15 protein-coding genes and 1 rRNA gene are annotated in these 17,466 nt (G+C 41.5%); 11 read left to right on the top strand and 5 right to left on the bottom strand.

The annotated features are described in order from the left end of the window. Positions 1 to 9 precede the first annotated feature (9 nt). The 4 genes from OFY17_RS13740 to OFY17_RS13755 all read left to right on the top strand — a co-directional run bounded on the left by OFY17_RS13740 (position 10) and on the right by OFY17_RS13755 (position 4,408). Complete coding sequence (locus tag OFY17_RS13740; protein WP_263531310.1) at positions 10 to 840, top strand: carbohydrate ABC transporter permease; 831 nt, start codon at positions 10 to 12, stop codon at positions 838 to 840. An 18-nt stretch (positions 841 to 858) separates the two neighbouring features. Further along, positions 859 to 1,953, top strand: a complete 1,095-nt coding sequence (locus OFY17_RS13745; RefSeq protein ID WP_263531311.1) for an ABC transporter ATP-binding protein — start codon at positions 859 to 861, stop codon at positions 1,951 to 1,953. 1 nt (position 1,954) lies between these two features. After that, positions 1,955 to 3,385: a mannitol dehydrogenase family protein gene (locus OFY17_RS13750; RefSeq protein WP_263531312.1), complete on the top strand. Its 1,431-nt coding sequence runs from the start codon at positions 1,955 to 1,957 to the stop codon at positions 3,383 to 3,385. 120 nt (positions 3,386 to 3,505) lie between these two features. Beyond that, the gene (locus OFY17_RS13755) at positions 3,506 to 4,408 is read left to right on the top strand and encodes an AraC family transcriptional regulator (protein ID WP_263531313.1); all 903 of its coding nucleotides are present in this window, start codon (positions 3,506 to 3,508) and stop codon (positions 4,406 to 4,408) included. 16 nt (positions 4,409 to 4,424) lie between these two features. Here the strand turns inward: OFY17_RS13755 and xylB are convergent, their stop codons facing one another. Continuing rightward, on the bottom strand, positions 4,425 to 5,900 hold the full coding sequence (xylB, locus tag OFY17_RS13760; protein ID WP_263531314.1) for a xylulokinase: 1,476 nt from the start codon (positions 5,898 to 5,900) through the stop codon (positions 4,425 to 4,427). Positions 5,901 to 6,063: 163 nt separating this feature from the next. Between xylB and ygfZ the strand changes: the two genes are divergently transcribed. Further along, on the top strand, positions 6,064 to 6,975 hold the full coding sequence (gene ygfZ / locus OFY17_RS13765; RefSeq protein WP_263531315.1) for a CAF17-like 4Fe-4S cluster assembly/insertion protein YgfZ: 912 nt from the start codon (positions 6,064 to 6,066) through the stop codon (positions 6,973 to 6,975). 7 nt (positions 6,976 to 6,982) lie between these two features. On the opposite strand, the gene ung is transcribed toward ygfZ, so the two are convergent. Both ung and OFY17_RS13775 read right to left on the bottom strand, forming a co-directional pair. Continuing rightward, positions 6,983 to 7,714, bottom strand: coding sequence for a uracil-DNA glycosylase (gene ung / locus OFY17_RS13770; RefSeq protein ID WP_263531316.1), 732 nt, complete (start codon positions 7,712 to 7,714; stop codon positions 6,983 to 6,985). Between the two features lie 16 nt (positions 7,715 to 7,730). Continuing rightward, positions 7,731 to 8,606 (bottom strand): choline kinase family protein, encoded by an 876-nt coding sequence (locus tag OFY17_RS13775; RefSeq protein ID WP_263531317.1) that lies wholly within the window; start codon positions 8,604 to 8,606, stop codon positions 7,731 to 7,733. 89 nt (positions 8,607 to 8,695) lie between these two features. Here OFY17_RS13775 and hexR point away from each other — a divergent pair, with 89 nt between their 5' ends. Beyond that, entirely contained in the window at positions 8,696 to 9,562 is an 867-nt protein-coding gene (gene hexR / locus OFY17_RS13780) for a transcriptional regulator HexR (RefSeq protein WP_263531318.1), read from the top strand. 132 nt (positions 9,563 to 9,694) lie between these two features. Here the strand turns inward: hexR and edd are convergent, their stop codons facing one another. Further along, entirely contained in the window at positions 9,695 to 11,509 is a 1,815-nt protein-coding gene (gene edd, locus OFY17_RS13785) for a phosphogluconate dehydratase (RefSeq protein WP_263531319.1), read from the bottom strand. A gap of 374 nt (positions 11,510 to 11,883) precedes the next feature. On the opposite strand from edd, the gene gap reads away from it, so the two are divergent. The 5 genes from gap (at position 11,884) to purK (ending at position 16,664) form a co-directional block, all read left to right on the top strand. Then, positions 11,884 to 12,897, top strand: a complete 1,014-nt coding sequence (gene gap, locus OFY17_RS13790; protein ID WP_263531320.1) for a type I glyceraldehyde-3-phosphate dehydrogenase — start codon at positions 11,884 to 11,886, stop codon at positions 12,895 to 12,897. An 85-nt stretch (positions 12,898 to 12,982) separates the two neighbouring features. Further along, complete coding sequence (pyk, locus tag OFY17_RS13795; protein ID WP_263531321.1) at positions 12,983 to 14,422, top strand: pyruvate kinase; 1,440 nt, start codon at positions 12,983 to 12,985, stop codon at positions 14,420 to 14,422. Between the two features lie 10 nt (positions 14,423 to 14,432). Beyond that, the gene (locus OFY17_RS13800) at positions 14,433 to 14,894 is read left to right on the top strand and encodes a methylglyoxal synthase (RefSeq protein ID WP_263531327.1); all 462 of its coding nucleotides are present in this window, start codon (positions 14,433 to 14,435) and stop codon (positions 14,892 to 14,894) included. 198 nt (positions 14,895 to 15,092) lie between these two features. Further along, positions 15,093 to 15,584 (top strand): 5-(carboxyamino)imidazole ribonucleotide mutase, encoded by a 492-nt coding sequence (gene purE, locus OFY17_RS13805; protein ID WP_263531322.1) that lies wholly within the window; start codon positions 15,093 to 15,095, stop codon positions 15,582 to 15,584. Between the two features lie 3 nt (positions 15,585 to 15,587). Beyond that, a complete protein-coding gene (purK, locus tag OFY17_RS13810; RefSeq protein WP_263531323.1) occupies positions 15,588 to 16,664 on the top strand; it encodes a 5-(carboxyamino)imidazole ribonucleotide synthase in 1,077 nt (358 codons plus the stop codon). 719 nt (positions 16,665 to 17,383) lie between these two features. Here the strand turns inward: purK and rrf are convergent. Further along, positions 17,384 to 17,466, bottom strand: a 5S ribosomal RNA gene (gene rrf, locus OFY17_RS13815); the annotation flags it as partial.

Genomic DNA, 17,466 nt, shown 5'->3' on the forward strand with positions numbered 1-17,466 from the left:
GAGAATACGATGACTCTTAATCAACAACGCAAATTCAAAACTTTTCTTACTGGCCTATTTGCATGGACAGTAGCGCTAGTATTGTTTTTTCCAATTTTTTGGATGTTTATTACTTCTTTTAAAACTGAGCTTCAAGCGATATCTGTTCCTCCGTCGCTCTTTTTTGAACCTACACTAGAGAACTTTTCTATCGTGCAAGAGCGTAGTAATTACATCCATCACGCTATCAACTCAGTGATAACGTCTTTTGGATCCACACTTATAGCTCTAATTATTGCCGTTCCAGCCGCTTTCTCTATGGCATTCTTCCCAGGTAAGCGAACTAAAGATATCCTTCTTTGGATGCTTTCAACGAAAATGCTACCAGCTGTAGGCGTACTTGTACCTATCTACATTTTAAGCCGTGATGCTGGATTGCTAGACACTCGAACTGCTTTGGTCATTATTTTCACTCTAATGAACCTACCAATCATCGTATGGATGCTTTTCTCTTACTTTAAAGATTTACCGAAAGAGATTCTTGAAGCCGCTCGCATGGATGGTGCAACACCTTGGGACGAAGTAGTGAAAGTAGTATTACCTTTGTCTGTAGGTGCAATTTCATCAACCGCTCTACTCTCCATTGTATTGTGTTGGAATGAAGCTTTCTGGTCTTTGAACTTAACTGCATCAGAAGCTGCACCATTAACAGCAATGATTGCCTCATATTCAAGCCCTGAAGGCTTATTCTGGGCCAAACTTTCTGCGGCCTCTACCTTAGCGTGTGCTCCAATCGTTATTTTCGGTTGGTTCTGTCAAAAACAACTCGTTCAAGGCCTTACTTTTGGCGCTGTAAAATAATTAGAAGGAAGCTTTCAAATGACATATTTAGCAATTACAGAATTACAAAAGCACTACGATAACTACCACGCTCTTAGAGGTATTAACCTATCAATTGATGAAGGTGAATTCATCGTATTCGTTGGTCCATCTGGCTGTGGTAAATCAACACTTTTGAGAACCATTGCAGGGCTTGAGTCAAGCTCAGGCGGTACAATTGAACTGGATGGCCGAGATATTACAGAACTTGCTTCATCTAAGCGTGATCTAGCTATGGTTTTCCAATCATATGCACTGTACCCACACATGACGGTTGCAGATAACCTTTCATTTGCATTACGTCTTGCAAAAGTGCCAGATGCAGAAATACAAGAAAAAGTACGTTCTGTGTCAGCTTCATTGCAACTAGATGCATTACTTGAGCGTAAACCAAAAGAGTTATCTGGTGGTCAACGACAGCGTGTTGCCATTGGTCGCGCTATTGTACGTCAACCAAAAGTATTCTTATTTGATGAGCCTTTGTCCAACCTAGATGCAGCACTACGAGTACAAATGCGCCTAGAGTTAGCTCGTCTTCATAAGAAACTTGGCACAACTATGATTTATGTAACCCATGACCAAGTAGAAGCGATGACCCTAGCTGACCGTGTAGTAATTTTAAATGCGGGACAAATTGAACAAGTTGGTACGCCTCTTGAACTTTATCGCCAACCAAATAGTCGCTTTGTTGCCGAGTTTATCGGTACACCTAAAATGAATCTAATCCCTGCGGATAAGATCACTCGTAAAGACGACACCCTATCTTTAGACCTATTTGGCAATAACATCGACTTCCCAGCCAACCGAGTGAAAGGCAAGTTGCCTGAAACTGCAATTGTAGGTATTCGTCCAGAGCACTTAACTCTAGTCGAAGAAGGTGGCGATATTCAGGGCCGCATTGAATTGGTTGAGCATCTAGGATCGGAAGCTTATGCACATATTCAATTAGCTAACAATCAAACTATTATCGTGAAAGCTCTTGCTCGCAGCGAGTTGAACGATAACCAAGAAGTTAACATTAAAGTGGATGTTGCAGAGACTGTTCTTTTCAATGAAAGCGATCGTGTAATCTCTGTGATTCCTGAGGAAGTGTAATATGGCAAATCACCTACAAGCTTCTTTGAATAAAGATCAGCTTTCTGCTCAAGAATATCAAAAGGATGTGATTAACCCTGGGGTAGTACATTTAGGTGTTGGGGCTTTTCATCGTGCCCATCAGGCAGTTTATTTTGATAGGTTACTAGCTAACCAGAGTGAACAGAACTGGGGCTTAATTGGGGTCAATATAAGACCCCAAGATAGCCAGATGTTTTCTCAATTCACGAAGCAAAAAGGGGAATATGTTCTAAAAACCATGGCCGCTGATGGTCATACTGAGTACGAACATATTCGCTCTATCGTTCAACAAATTGATGGCGCGCAAGCGCCTGAAGAGGTTGACGAAGCACTGGCGAGTGAGAGCATTCAGCTAGTCACTTCCACCGTAACCGAAGGTGGCTACTATCTGGATGAAAACCGCACTTTAATGTTTGATCACCCAGCAATTAAAGCTGACATCGAAGGTGCACGAAATACACTTTACGCTTTTTTATACGCAGGTCTAAAAAAGCGTAGTGAAACGTCAAAGTCCAAAATCACACTTTTGTGTTGTGATAACCTTCGCCATAATGGTGAGTTGCTAAAAGCGGGTCTTATGCAGTTCCTAGAAGCTAAGCAAGATCACGCCTTAATTGAATGGGTAAAAGAGAACGTATCTTTCCCATGCTCTATGGTAGATAGAATCACACCTAAGCCGAGCCAACAGCATATTGATGATGTTCAAACTCGATTTGGAATTGATGACAACATGACAGTAATGGGTGAAGATTTCATGCAATGGGTTGTAGAAGACAACTTCGCAGGAAAAAAACCAGCACTGGATCTTGTTGGCGTTCAGTTCGTTGACAATGTTGTACCATTTGAGGAAGCAAAGATACGAATTTTGAATGCAGGTCACACTTGCGTTACATATCAAGCAGCACTGAAAGGGTTAACTTACTTCGATGAAGCGATGCGTGATGATGAACTGCACCAGTACTTCAAAGATTTTATTACGCAAGATTCTATTCCTGCAATCGGGGAATCTGTGGTAAATTTACCAGCCTACCTAGACGTAATTGCTAACCGTTTTAGCAATAGCAACATTGGTGATACAGTTGAGCGTATATGTAGTGATGGTTATTCGAAGTTTCCAATTTTCGTTTACCCAACTTTAGAAGGGATTTTCCGCAAAGGCGGCACTCCAACTAAAACAATTCAAGGAATAGCAAGCTGGTTTACTTTTATCCAGCTCACCAATCAAGGAAAGCTGGATATAAAATATCATGAGCCAAATAACGCTTTTGTAGCCGCATTTACTAATGATGAGAAAGGTATTGAAGCCTTTGTAACCGATAGTTTTCTTTGGGGAAGTGTTCCTAATGAATACCCCGAGTTTGTTACGCTATTAACTCAAGCCATTCATACTTACATGAAGCAATACAGCTAACTAGCCAGCGCTTCAACTGAAAAGAGACAAAGCTATTTTATAGCTTTGTCTCTTAACTCATTCTCATTAATAATAAAAATATGGCGAGCGATAAAAAGATAGCCTATACGAGAAAGCAATATGACCAACTTAACCAAACGCTTAACACCAGAATATGAACTGGTCGATGAAAATGACACCATTCGTTATTTAGAGCATGGCTACCCATGCGAATTAATTCGCTGGCATGCACATAACGACTATGAGCTTCACTTCATTGTAGCAACATCGGGCAAAGTATTTGTTGGTGACTATATTGGCAATTATTCTCCTGGTCAGTTAATCCTGACCGGTCCTCGCCTACCTCACAATTGGATTTGTCAGAACGACCAAGAAGGTGTTGAAATTCGAGATATGCTCATTCGTTTTGATCACGAATCTTTTGCAAATGGCGTCCAGATCATCCCTGAATTTGCAGAGGTACTCCCCCTTTTAAACAAAGCAAAATCTGGGGTTGAGTTCTTCGATATAGATAAAGAATACTTATTAGAGACATTTAATAAGGTTAAAAACTCTAGTGGCTTAGAAAGGCTTATAATTGCACTTCCTCTACTAAAAAAACTAGCTCAACATCAGCACTATCGCCTGCTTTCGACAGTACAAATAGACTTAAAATCGAATGAGGCATTACAGCGTAAAATCAATACTGTGGTTGATTATGTCTCACAGAATTACAATCAGAATATCACTCTATCTAGTGTTGCCAGCCTAATTAACATGTCCGACAGTCACTTTTCTCGTTTCTTTAAAAAAGCGACAGGCAACCGATTCATTGAGTTCTTAAACCGTGTCAGAATCAGCCGCGCTTGCAGCCTTCTAGCGGAAACTGACCAACAAATTGCAACAATATGCTTCCAAGTGGGCTTTAACAATGTTGCGAATTTTAACCGTCGCTTTCATGAATTAAAAGGCGTTACTCCTAGAGACTTCCGCTCTCAAAGTAATATACGTATGGAAGGCGTTATTAACACAGATAATAAGTAACTCCTTTCTTTTATAGCTATGACTCTTTATTCAGGCTTTTGGTTAATTGATATAAAGACTTATAAGTACAGAACTTGTTTTGATAGTACTCTGCCAAATCAAGATTCGGGTTGTGAGTGACAATAACATCAGGCATATAACAATGCTGCTCAATTAAGCCTTCAATATTACCACCCAGATTATATTCAACGCCGATTAAAGCTAGTCTTGCGGCGCCAACAGCTGGGCCAATTTCTCCACCTTCACGATAAAAGAGTGTTTTACCTAATACATTCGCAATAATTTGTCTCCATAGTGGTGAGCGGGCACCGCCGCCTATTAGTGACAGGTTTTCAACATCACTACCTGCATCGATCAACACCTCTTGGCAATCTAATAATGAAAACGCTACTCCTTCCAAAATAGCCAACACCATATCCGCTTGATTCGTATTGCTACTTAGGCCGAAAAATTGCCCACTTGCGTTCGCGTCATTATGTGGTGTTCGCTCACCATTTAGATAAGGCAGAAACACCACACTGGTTTCCAGAATATTGGCTTGCTCTAATCTTTCCAAGAGTTTCGGCACACTTTCATCTACCAGATCTGCATACCAACCAAGGCAATTAGCCGCACTTAATGTCACTCCCATCTGATGCCAACGATTAGGTAAAGCATGACAAAAAGCGTGAACCGTATTTCTTGGATTCGCTTTATGTGAATCACTAACCGCAAAATAAACACCCGAGGTACCTAGAGAAATAATGCCTTGACCAGAATTAACCACTCCCATTCCTATAGCCCCAGCTGCGTTATCACCAGCACCGGCAACCAAAGGCACTTGCGGAACACCAAGCTCTTTACTCGACTTTTCAGTAAGCCTACCAACCACGTCACATCCCTCAAATAACTTAGGCATATTAGATTTACTTAGACTAGAAGCCGACAATAACTCCTCATCCCAGCAACGGGCACTAGGATTCAACCACAAGGTACCTGAAGCATCGGAATAATCAGAGGATATACTTCCTGTTAGTTTATAAGCAAGATAATCTTTGGGAAGTAAGACAAAAGCGGTTTTTGCAAAGACGTCTGGCTCATTCTCCTTTACCCAACGTAACTTTGGAGCCGTAAAACCGGGCATCGCAAGATTGCCCGATTTATCGATCAGTTCTGGAAACTCATCCATCATAGCCAAGCACTGATCTTGACTGCGACCATCATTCCACAAAATACAAGGTCTTAGTACTTGTCCTTTTTTATCCAATAAAGTGGCACCATGCATTTGCCCTGAAAGGCCAATACCTTTTAACAAACTCAAATCAAATGTCTTCTTCAAGTCGGCAATAACATCTCGACAGGCCTGCCACCACGAAGTAGGATCTTGTTCAGACCAAGTGCTAAATGGCGTTGTCACCACTAATGAAGCGGAAGATTGCCCTAACACTCTCCCCTGTTCATCTATGAGCACACCCTTTAAACCCGATGTTCCAAGATCAAGACCCAAATACATGCTCAGCTACTCCTATGATTTTTTATTTTTAAGTAAAGTATTAAAGAAAGAATGCTGTTTGATTCTGCAAATTATGATGGATAGCCATTGATATTCGATAAAATACCACTACAAATAGAGCATACATCATCTTTTTGACCCGCTTTTTTCTATGGATAACTTTATGATTTCGTTAAATGACACTATTAGCAGCCAGCTTACAAATAAAGAAAGCTTGAGCACTCAGCCGCTCGGCGTTATACGTGTCACAGGAAACGATGCTAGAAAATTTCTTCAAGGCCAAATAACTTGTGATATCAATAAGCTAGCAGAAAATTATAGCTTATACGGTGCCATTTGCAGCATCAAAGGCCGTATTGTTACAAACTTTTATATTGCTCAAAAGGATACTGATATCTTAATTCTTATGAGCAAAGACCTCATAGAAAAAAGCATTCAACACTTAAAAAAGTATGCGGTATTTTTTAAAGTAGAACTAGTGGATGCTAGCCATGAATTCAGTGTGTTCGCCAAAGTATCCCTACCAACACAAACATCCAAGCCTACCTCTTTACCGGAGCAACTAGACACAAATACTGACCCAGATAATGGTATACGTATAACAGCCTGTGAATATCCAATCCGTCTTGACTACCAGATAGTCTCGAATGAAAAATCGACCCTGAAAGAATCAAATATAGACTTAACTGCGTTTGCTATCCTCGCCGCTAGACCTTTAATACGCCTCGAAAACAGCGAAAATATTTTACCTCAATGGCTTAACATGCAATCAACTGGAGGAATAAGCTTCACTAAAGGCTGCTATACAGGACAAGAAATAGTTGCTCGAATGCAGTACAAAGGGAAATCGCCAAAACAGCTGGCTATTTTTGCATGTAAAAAAGGCATAAACCTTACAAGCAAGATCACAGATCACCAAGGTAAAGAGTTAGGCTATATCTTGAACTCAGGCACCGTGGACAATACAAGCTATATACAAGTAATTATGAACATCGCGCCACAAGATGCGGAAGATCTCTTTATTGAAGGTGAGAAACTATTCCACCTTCCATTACCTTATTCAATAAACGAGTAATTTATTATCACAGGGGCAGAACTATTTGATGGTTTTCGTGCTCGCTAGCCTGTTTCTCAATTGGGTCTAAAGACCAGTTTATTGGTGCTTTGCTCTGAGAAATTAAATACTGATTAGCTTTTGAAAAGTGGCTACAACCAAAAAAACCTCGATAAGCAGATAAAGGAGAAGGGTGAACACTTTCTAGTACACAGTGTTTAGCCTTATCAATCTGGCAACCTTTCTTTTGCGCATAACTTCCCCACAGCATGAAGACGACTCCCTCATGCTCTTTATTAATAAGCTCTATAATCCTATCGGTAAAGGTTTCCCAGCCTTTTTTCTGATGAGAGCCGGCTTTCCCTTCTGTTACAGTAAGAACACTATTCAACAATAATACTCCCTGCTCAGCCCACTGAATCAAAGATCCATGATTAGCCGGTGAAATAGCTAAATCCGCCTCTAACTCTTTATAAATATTCACCAGAGAAGGTGGGATTTTTACGTCTGGTTTAACAGAAAATGACAAACCATGAGCTTGGCCTTCTCCATGGTAAGGATCTTGACCGAGAATGACGACTTTTACTGAATCAAAAGGCGTCACTTTCAGCGCCATTAAGCGTTCACTCTCAATAGGAAATACTGTATTAACTCTATCTTCCTGCTCAAGAAAAGACAGTAAAGCACTCATATAGCCTTTATCTAATTCTTGCTCTAAAGCAGCATGCCAATGCGAGGCTTGCTTCATCTGCTCTTTCATCTTTTGCCGCCTAGGTTTAATGGAAGGGATTCAAATTCGATGAGGATTTAAAACGATAATACTCTTGTAGGTTATCAGTGTCTTCTGGTGTCACTATATGCTTTAACAACATCCAAACCATTTCCCTAAGGCTGTAACACCGCGAATACATAGCAATAACTTCCATCACCTCTTCAGCGTTCAGGTGAGGAGAATAGAAATGTACAAAAGCTTCTATTTGACGCTCATTGAGATTATGCGACTTTGCAATCACCGACAAATCATATAGAGGGTCACCTACCCCCGCATACTCCCAATCAATCACCTGTAACTCTTCGTCATCCATCAGAACGTTTTTAGGATTTAAGTCGTTATGGCACAAGACATATGGAAGCAATTTTTTAGGTTGTTTTAATAACTTAAAGCAGCTCAAAAGGTAATTATACTCTTGCTGGAGATTTACATTGCCATTTAACTTAGCGCTCACTTGATCTAAGTAGTGTCGAATTACAGACAATACAAGGTATTCATGATGACCCTTTGGTAATTGATGAATACTTCGAAGCATCCCCGCTAAACGCTGTAGTGCACTTTCTTGGTGGCACACTTCCCAGCTCAAGGTGGGTTGAGGTAAAAACTCGCAAGCAAAATTACCAAGCTCATCAGACCACACCAAATTAGGTGACAATTTCGAATTTGAAGCACAGGTCAATATCCGCATTTCTTCCTTTCGATTGATATAAAAAACCTCTGTATCTATATCCGAAATACGTAAAACTAGTTGCCCAGCGTCATCCCAACTCAGTAAATAGACCTGATTTGAAAAACCTTCATTCAGCAAAGTACAATGAAGCTCGGAATTAGTAGGTAATAGTTCACGAATATTATGTAAATGCGCAGTTAATGAGCTCATTTTTAAGGATTTTATTGCCAGATTTGTTAGTGGCTGTCAGAATGAACAAATCAACAATCCGAGTCAATAGACAATTTTTGAAGTAGAAAATGAATAAACACGAAGACATTATTCGTAAGATACAAGAACGCCTCAGCACCCTTAGTAAGTCTGAGCGAAAAGTAGCTGAAGCCATCCTTGCAGCACCAAAGCAAACTATCCATTCCAGCATTGCAAAATTGGCTGCGCGGGCAGAAGTAAGTGAGCCTACAGTAAACCGTTTTTGTCGAACCTTGGTTGGCAGCGGCTTTCCTGATTTTAAAGTTCTTCTGGCGCAAAGTTTAGCGACAGGGACACCTTATATTAATTTAAATGTTGAACCAGACGATGCTCCTGGGGCAGTAACAAACAAAGTGTTTGAAGCGGCGAAAAACAACTTAACTCGCGCCCAAGAAGTATTGCCAGAAGCAACCATTAGTCGTGTTGTCGACATTCTAGCTCAAGCTCGACGCATTGAGTTTTATGGATTAGGAGCATCAGGTTCTGTTGCTCTAGATGCTCACCATAAATTCTTCCGTTTAAATATGCCTGTCGTTGCTTATACAGATATACTAGTTCAACGCATGGCAGCAGCTGGTGCACACTCAGGTGACGTGATCGTTATCATTTCTTATACAGGCAGAACTCTACCTCTTATAGAAACAGCAAGGATCGCTCGAGAAACAGGTGCGGCAGTGATAGGTATCACCAACCCAGACTCCCCCCTTACTGAGCATTGCTCTATTGTTCTACCGATAGAAGAAACGGAAGATACAGATATATATACTCCAATGAGCTCTCGTATTGTTTATCTAACACTCATTGACGCTCTGGCGACAGGGGTGTTGCTAAAACGCGGACCAGAGTTTAATGCTCATCTAAAAAAGCTCAAGCAGAGCATCCAAGACACACGAACACCTAAACCAGAAAAAAAATAACTTAATACCATTCTAAATAATAAAAGCCCCATAGGAAAAATTCATATGGGGCTTTTTAATACATAAAAAAAGGGGCTTATAAATAAGCCCCAAACACCAGTTACTAACACAGTTAGTAATTAGAGGAAGGGATTAATCACTAAATAAGCTACAAGCACCCTGCTCAGCACCGCTTACCGTTAATCGCTGGGCACTAAACAATTCACGCCCCATACCTTGATGTGAAGCTGTTAAATCTTGTTCGGCTGCTTCACGGCTATTTAACTCTTCATCTGAAATTAGGACCGATAACGTTCCTTCAATCGCATCTAACCGCACCATATCTCCGTCTTTAATTTTGGCAATCAAACCACCGGCTAATGCCTCGGGAGTTAGATGAATCGCCGCAGGCACCTTACCAGATGCTCCCGACATACGACCGTCTGTCACTAAGGCAACTTTATAACCTTGATCCTGCAAGTTGCCTAGGAAAGGGGTGAGTTTGTGTAATTCAGGCATACCAATAGCTTTAGGGCCTTGGAAACGCACAACAGCAATACAATCTCTTTTTAATTCACCACTGGAAATGGCATCTGCCAAAGCATTTTGGCAATGAAAAACTGCAGCAGGTGCCTCAATAATTTTATTTTCATCTTTTACAGCAGAGACTTTAATCACTGCTCGTCCAAGATTACCTTTCAATAATGACAGGCCACCTTCTTTGCTAAATGGATTATCTATTGGGCGAATAACATCTTCATCTAAGCTAGCTTCAGGACCTTCACGCCAAACCAGCGTATCACCTTCTAGGAATGGCTCTTTGGTATAGAGCGATAAACCTTTACCGACAATGGTTTGAACATCTTCATGAACCAAACCGCCTTTCAGTAACTGCTTAACTAAGAACGCCATACCACCTGCCGCATGGAAGTGGTTAATATCCGCTTGCCCGTTCGGGTAAATACGAGTCAACAAAGGCACAACTTTTGAAAGCGCAGAAAAATCATCCCAAGTCACAATAATGCCCGCCGCCCGTGCGTACGCAACAATATGCATAGTATGATTGGTTGAGCCACCTGTTGCTAACAAGCCGACAATAGAATTAACAATGCTACGCTCATCAATCACTTCATACATGGGACGATAGTCTCGACCCAAAGCTGTAATTTTTGTAGCAAGCTGAGATGCATGCTTAGTCAGAGCAGGTCGCAAAGGATTGTCTGGATTTACAAACGAAGAGCCCGGTAATTGCAGACCCATTATTTCTACCAGTAACTGGTTAGAGTTGGCTGTACCGTAAAAAGTACAAGTACCTGCACTGTGATATGAAGCTGACTCTGCTGCCAGTAATTCATCACGAGTGGCATTACCCTGAGCATAGCGCTGACGAACAGCCGCTTTTTCGGCATTAGTAATACCGGATGGCATAGGACCTGCAGGAATAAATAAAGCTGGAATATGTCCAAATCGCAACGCGGCAATCAATAATCCAGGGACAATTTTGTCACATATGCCAAGATAAACGGCAGAATCAAACATATTATGGGATAAAGCAATAGCCGCGCCTTGAGCGATATTATCTCGACTGAAGAGACTCAACTCCATGCCATCTTGACCTTGCGTAACACCATCACACATAGCAGGAACACCGCCAGCAAACTGAGCAATCGACCCCATTTCCTGTACCGCTACCCTAATTTGATTTGGATAAGCTTCATAAGGCTGATGCGCAGACAACATGTCATTATAAGAGGAAATAATCCCTACATTGGCTTCCTCCATTAGAGTCAGCTTCTGTTTATCCTGAGGCTGACATGCCGCAAAGCCATGAGCCAAGTTACCACAAGAAAGCTTCCCTCTATGTGGGCCTGATTCTTCCGCCTGCTTCATATCTTTCAAGTATTGCGCACGTAACGATTTACTACGTTCAATAATATCTGAGGTAACTTTCTCAACTATCGGATTCATGATTCTCTCCGTCATGTATCTATGCTAAATGGCGATCCACTTCGCCATATTTGTAATATTACTACATATTTCATTCTAAAATACCAAAAAAGACAAGTTTTCTTCTATAAACCTCAAAATAATGTAATTTTATTACATAAACAAATCGAATAGTCAGTATTACAAGTAAAAAACTTCAGCATATGACACACTTTTGTAATACAATTTAAAGTATTATTCTAGATAGATTAAAATATAGTCAATCAACGCGAGATTTGTTACTAATCCTTGCGTAAAAAATTACTTATGTAGTATTTTTACATCACAGAAAATAATTAGACACTTAACGTTCAACTTGAACACTCAGCAATTTTTGCACTATTTAAGAGGCACATATGACAATTAAAGTAGCTATCAACGGTTATGGACGCATCGGACGCAACACTCTTAGAGCTTTATACGAGTCAGGTAAGCGCGATCAAATTCAAATCGTTGCAATCAATGATCTTGGCGATTCTAAAACAAATGCTCACCTAACTAAGTACGATACAGTTCACGGTCGCTTCGGTGAAGAAGTAACATTTGATGACGAAGCTTTATATGTCAATCAAGACAAAATCCTTACTTTCTCTGAGCGTAACCCTGCAGACCTACCATGGGCTGACCTAGGCGTAGATGTTGTTTATGAATGCACAGGCTTCTTTACAACAAAAGAGAAAGCAAGCGCGCATATTTCTGCTGGTGCAAAAAAAGTAATCATTTCAGCACCAGGTAAAGAAGTTGACGCTACTGTCGTATATGGCGTTAACCAAGATGTTTTAACATCTGACATGACAGTTATCTCAAACGCTTCTTGTACAACTAACTGTTTAGCACCTGTTGCTAAGCCACTGAGTGATAAGCTAGGCATCGAAAGCGGTCTAATGACAACTATCCACGCTTACACAAACGATCAACGCTTATCAGATGTTTACCACGAAGACTTGTACCGCGCTCGTGCTGCTGCAATGAACATGATTCCAAGTAAAACAGGTGCCGCTGCTGCTGTTGGCTTAGTTGTTCCTGAGTTAGTAGGTAAATTTGATGGTATGGCTGTTCGTGTACCAACAATCAACGTATCCCTTGTTGATTTAACTTTCTTAGCACCACGTGAAACTTCTGTAGAAGAAGTTAATAAAATCATTGAAGACGCAATCAAAGCAGATCCAGTTCTTGCTGAAGTATTGCACATCAACCACGATCCTCTTGTGTCTTCTGATTTCAACCACAGCACTTACACATCGAACTTTGATGCGACTCAAACTCGCGTTCAAGGCAAGCTTGTTAAAATCATGGCTTGGTACGATAATGAGTGGGGGTTCTCGAACCGCATGCTAGACAACACAATCGCTCTAGTAAATGCAAAATAATTGAACGAATTCAAAGGCTGCGCAAACGCAGCCTTTATCGTTCCATATCTCTCATTTCAAGCTACTCTAATCTTTGGTAAATAAAATGACTCGCAGAACAAAAATTGTTGCAACTTTAGGTCCCGCTTCTAGCTCTCCAGAAATGATCGAAAAACTGATCTTAGCTGGTGCGAATGTTTTCCGTCTTAACTTCTCTCACGGTCAACCAGAAGACCATATCAACCGAGCAGAACTTATTCGTGAGATGGCAAAAAAGAACAACCGCCATATTGCAATTCTTGGAGACTTACAAGGTCCAAAAATCCGTATTGCTCGGTTCAAAAACACTAAAGTTGAGCTACAAGACGGCGCACAATTTATTCTTGATGTTGGGTTTGATAAAAATGCCGGCGATGAAACTCGCGTTGGTATTGACTACCCTCAATTAGCTGAAGACTCAGAGCCTGGCAACATCCTTCTTCTTGATGATGGTCGAGTTGTACTTGAAGTACTTGAAGTAAAAGGCATGGAAGTTATCACCAAAGTTATTGTTGGTGGCCCTCTTTCAAACAACAAAGGTATCAACCGCCAAGGTGGTGGTCTTTCCGCTGCTGCATTAACTGAAAAAGATAAAGCAGACATCATCACAGCCGCTGCACTACAAGCAGACTACCTTGCTGTTTCTTTTCCGCGTAGCGCTGAAGACCTTCATGAAGCACGTGCACTTGCCGAAGCTGCTGGCTTAAAAGCTGGTATCGTTTCTAAAGTTGAACGCGCAGAAGCGGTTGCTGACAACGAAACTCTAGATGCAATCATCCTAGCCTCTGACGCCGTTATGGTGGCACGTGGTGATCTAGGTGTTGAAATTGGCGATGCTGAACTAATCGGTGTACAAAAGCACATGATCAAACGCTGCCGTCAATTGAACCGTCCAGTTATTACTGCGACACAAATGATGGAAACCATGATCACTAGTGCAATGCCAACTCGTGCAGAAGTGTTTGACGTTGCCAACGCTGTACTAGACGGTACTGACGCAGTAATGCTGTCGGCTGAAACAGCTGCTGGCGCCTACCCTGAAGAAGTTATTAACACAATGAATCGTGTTTGTTTAGGTGCTGAGAAGCAACCTCAAATCAAACGTTCTAAACACCGTGTCGACTTCACATTCACAAACGTTGATGAAACTATGGCAATGTCTGCTATGTACGCAGCAAACCATTTAGAAGGCGTTAAAGCCATCATCAGTTTAACTGAGTCTGGTACAACACCATTACTGATGTCTCGTATTAGCTCTGGCTTACCAATCTTCGCTCTTTCGCCAAGCCAAAAAACATTGAACAAAGTAAACCTTTACCGTGGTGTAACTCCAATCGAGTTTTGCTCTAAAGAGTTCAATATAGACACAATCATTTCTGGCTTAGTAGATACTGTAAAAGATTTAGGTCACATCCAAGAAGGTGATTTAGTTATCGTCACTAAAGGCGACCATTTGGTAAGTCATGGTACGACTAACATGATGAAAGTTGTTAAAGTAGGCGCTTAATAATAAGGGCATAACCGTGCAACAGAAAACAACTACGACACCAGAGCGCAAAAATGTCGCTCTGGTTGCCCATGATAATATGAAGCCAAATCTCATAGAATGGGCAGAAAAGCATAAGGATAGATTGGTTAAACACAATCTACTGGCTACTGGTACAACAGGGAATTTATTACAGAAGCAATTAAATGTTCCTGTTCAGTCCCTTATTAGTGGTCCTTTAGGTGGTGACCAACAACTAGGCGGCATGATTGCAGAAGGAAAGATTGATGTATTGATCTTCTTCTGGGACCCATTTGAACCAATGCCACATGATCCAGACATAAAAGCATTGCTACGTGTAGCTGCAGTTTGGAATATTCCTATTGCTTGTAGCGTTTCATCTGCTAACTTTCTAGTTACTTCGCCATTATTTGAAAATACATTCGAAAGGCAAATACCAGATTACGAGAAATACCTCCAAGAGCGACTTTAAGTCGCTCTTCTTTTTTAAAAACTTCCAGCTCAAAACTTCTCCAAAGCTCGATGTTACGATCAAAATCCGCTATATTAACCGCCATAAATAATGACGAAAGTACTTTAAAAGTACCTAACAACTACCCAAAATAACATTTAGATTTTCAACATCCCCCTCGTATACCTCGTTGAACATCCTCTAAATAGGAGAAAAATTTTGCAAGCAGACGTTGCCCTAATCATGGGATCAAAAAGTGATTGGCCTACTATGGAAAGTGCCGCTGAAATTATGGATACACTTGGTGTTAGCTACCATGTAGAAGTGGTTTCCGCCCATAGAACACCTGTTAAACTTGCAGAATTCTCAGAAAGTGCTGCAGACAATGGCTTTAAAGTCATTATTGGTGGTGCTGGTGGTGCTGCGCATTTACCCGGAATGGTTGCCGCTCACACACACCTTCCAGTTCTGGGTGTGCCTGTACAAAGTAAAGCCCTAAGCGGTATGGATAGCCTTTTATCTATAGCACAAATGCCTAAAGGTGTTGCTGTAGGAACATTAGCAATCGGTACATCTGGTGCGTTCAATGCGGGTTTACTTGCCTGCCAAATACTCTCATTAAATAACCCAGAGCTTGTGAAGAAAATTCAAGCCTTTAGGAACAAGCAAACAGAAACCGTTCTATCAAATCCAGATCCACGAGAGGTGTAATCTATGTCTGCTTTATGGGTTTTAGGAGCTGGGCAATTAGGTGCTATGTTAAAACAAGCAGGGACACCACTAGGTGTTGATGTTCGCCCTGTTGATATTGAGTCCACCGAGACTTTACCCCTAGATGAAAATGATATTGTAACGGCTGAGCGCGAAGAATGGCCAGAAACTGTTGCTACAAAACAGCTTGCTACACATAGCAACTTTGTTAACTTAGACACTTTCCCACAGCTAGCTGATAGGCTAACTCAAAAGCAATGGCTGGATAAATTAGAGCTTGCTACAGCGCCTTGGTTCCCTGTAAAAAACGATTCTACAGCTCAATATGCCTATGACACCTTAGGCGAACGCGTTCTAATGAAACGTCGACGCGGTGGATATGATGGTAAAGGCCAATATTGGTTAAAAGCATCAGAAAACACTCAGATACCAAATGATTGGAAAGGCGCAGCTATCGCTGAACAAGCAATTAACTTTGACGAAGAGATGTCTCTCGTTGGCGTTCGCGGTAAAGACGGCCAGTGCTATTTTTACCCTCTAACCTTGAACTTACATATCAATGGAATCCTTTACGCTTCTGTCTCTCCTCTAAAGCGCCTATCCCCATTACAAGGCAAGGCGGAAGCAATGCTAAGTAAGCTCATGGAAGCATTAGATTATGTAGGCGTTATGGCAATGGAATGTTTCCGTGTTGGCGATGAACTGCTGATAAATGAGTTAGCCCCTAGAGTTCACAACAGCGGCCATTGGACTCAAGCAGGAGCAACAACCTGCCAATTTGAAAACCATGTTAGAGCAGTCACTGGACTTCCATTAGCGCCAACAGCAGTAAAAAACCAAAGTATGATGGTCAACCTGATTGGTGTCGATGTCGATTATGATTGGCTAAACATTGAAGGCCTAGAGCTATATTGGTACAAAAAATCTGTTCGCCCAGGAAGAAAAGTAGGACACCTTAACATGTGTTCCGGAGACTTAGAGAAACTACAGTCCATGCTTTCTAACTTGAACGAAAAACTGCCAGAACCATACCCGCAAGCTCTAGAGTGGCTAAGCAAAAACCTTCCAGAAACAATCTAATCAAAACCTTACTTGGGGCAGCCAATCTGACTGCTCCAAGTCATTCCGGCTATTCTCAGGCGCACCGATTCTACACAAGAGCAACCATAGCCAAACTATAATCATGTTAGCTAATGATATAGGCTTATCAACCTCTACTGCTTGTTGACTACACCACCACTCTTCTAAAACCCAAAAGCAAAAGAACCTAATCCTAGCCCTCCTATACTAAAACTTATCCTATGATCACCATTACAGATTTACCTTGTAGGGAACCCTACACCACCATCGGCGATGGTGAGCCCCTGCGGCGAATAAAGAGCCATCTCTGAGATCGGGATAGGGTCGGTAGTTCAACGCCTTCATAGCGATCAGATAATTTAAACTTCCAAGCACTTTTTCCACGCACAAAAAACTGACAGCAATGCTATCAGGGCTTCTGCTGTTTTTGCTTGGTAGTGAGTTAGTCTCACATGCGTATCCTGTAGAGAGTCCCACACTGGCATTGTGTTTTCATACGCATAAACGAAAAAAACCCACCCGGCAGTGCAGGATGGGGTTTCTCTTAATTTAAAGCTGAAGGTTGAGTTACTCTCACATGCGTATCCTGTAGAGAGTCCCGCACTGTCGCGGTATTTTGGTTTTCTCTTAGTCTCTTCCTGATGCTTTCTTCCGAGCACTTTTCTTCCGCACACAAAAAAGCCCTGACAGCGATGCTATCAGGGCTTCCATTGTTTAAAGCTTGACGACGACCTACTCTCACATGGGATCCCCCACACTACCATCGGCGATGGCGCTTTTCACTTCTGAGTTCGGGATGGGA

The sequence above is a fragment of the Marinomonas sargassi genome, assembly GCF_025716875.1.
Lineage (GTDB): Bacteria > Pseudomonadota > Gammaproteobacteria > Pseudomonadales > Marinomonadaceae > Marinomonas > Marinomonas sargassi.